Source organism: Methanomassiliicoccales archaeon, assembly GCA_014361295.1.
GTDB lineage: Archaea > Thermoplasmatota > Thermoplasmata > Methanomassiliicoccales > JACIVX01 > JACIVX01.
The window spans coordinates 1-1,385 of record JACIVX010000070.1; the positions used below are offsets into that span (position 1 = coordinate 1).

Sequence of the window (1,385 nt, forward strand, 5' to 3'; positions counted from 1 at the left end):
CCCAATCTTGCTCGTTCACCTTGAAGTTTCTCGTTGTTCGCTTACTCCCCGAACCCACCCCGTCCTCGCCCATCCGGACGGGTGTCCCCGGGAGAATGCCCCCTCATCCGTACCTTCTCCCCCAGTGGGGGAGAAGGAAGCAGAGGTGTGGGAGCCTGACCTTCCTCCCCCGCTTTACTTTCCCCTCTCCCTTTGGGAGAGGGGTAGGGGTGAGGGAATCCCCTCTCCCTCTGGGACCGCTTTACTCTACCCTCTCCCTTTGGGAGAGGGTAAGGGTGAGGGAACCCCCTCATCCTGACCTTCTCCCCCAGAGGGGGAGAAGGAAACGGAAATGTGGGAGAGTTCTTTCCCCTCTCCCTCTGGGAGAGGGGTGGGGGTGAGGGAGCTAAAATCGGACGATGGAGCTCACCCCGTTGGCCCGAAAGCTGCGTAGGGAGATGACGGAGGCCGAACGCCTTCTTTGGTACCACCTGCGCAACCGACGCCTGGCCGGCTTCAAATTTCGCCGTCAAGTGCCCATCGGGCCCTACATCGTGGATTTCTTATGTCCAGAAAAACGGGTGATTGTGGAGATCGACGGCGGACAGCACAACTTCCCAGACGAGCGCTCGCGTGATCTTGAGCGTACCCGTTTCCTGGAATCCAAGGGGTACAAGGTGCTGCGGTTTTGGAACAACGAGGTGTTGGGGAACCCGGAGGGCGTGCTTTCCGTAATCCTTGAGGCCTGCCAAGGTTCTTCCTCCACGCCTTGAGTCTCTTCGGAAAGATCCCCTCACCCTGACCTTTCCCCTCTCCCCCAAGGGGGAGAGGGACCCAACCCCTCACCCCCACCCTCTCCCCGAGGGGAGAGGGGAGGGAAAAGCGAGAAAAGAAAAACCGCAGGGGAAGATCAAGCGGCCCCTCACCCCCTTTCCTTCCCCCTTACGGCGAGGGGAATGGGAAAAAAGGGAGAGGAAAAATCCTTCTCCTTCCGGAAGAGGGCGTAGGGAGTGTTCCCCTCATCCCGCCTTCCTTCCACCGGGGAAAGGATTAGGAAAAGGTGGGATAGGGATGGGATGAGCAAAGGCCCCCTCACCCGTACCCTCTCCCCCTTTGGGGGAGAGAGAGCCAAGGTAAAGGAAGTCCCCCTCACCCCTGAAGGGGAGAGGGCTCGTAAGGTAAAGGGAAGACCCCCTCATCCGCACCCTCTTCGCTAAGGGAAAAGGGCTCCTAAGGTAAGGGAAGACTCCATCATCCGCACCCTTTCCCCTTAGGGGAGAGGGTCCAAGGTAAGGGAGGACCTCCTCACCCATACCCTCTTCCCCCAGTGAAGGTACCTCCTCACCCTACCCTCTCCCCAATGGGGGAGAGGGTCCAAGTTTAAGGGAGGACCCCCTCACCCTCGT

Annotated in this window: 2 protein-coding genes; one reads left to right on the forward strand and one right to left on the reverse strand. The window is 59.6% G+C overall.

Annotation, left to right across the window (positions count from 1 at the left end; all coding sequences use genetic code 11):
* The first annotated feature begins 398 nt into the window (after positions 1-398).
* Positions 399-752, forward strand: a complete 354-nt coding sequence (locus H5T41_11140; protein ID MBC7109313.1) for an endonuclease domain-containing protein — start codon at positions 399-401, stop codon at positions 750-752.
* 246 nt (positions 753-998) lie between these two features.
* Here H5T41_11140 and H5T41_11145 read toward each other — a convergent pair whose 3' ends face one another.
* Complete coding sequence (locus tag H5T41_11145; protein MBC7109314.1) at positions 999-1,292, reverse strand: hypothetical protein; 294 nt, start codon at positions 1,290-1,292, stop codon at positions 999-1,001.
* Positions 1,293-1,385 lie beyond the last annotated feature (93 nt).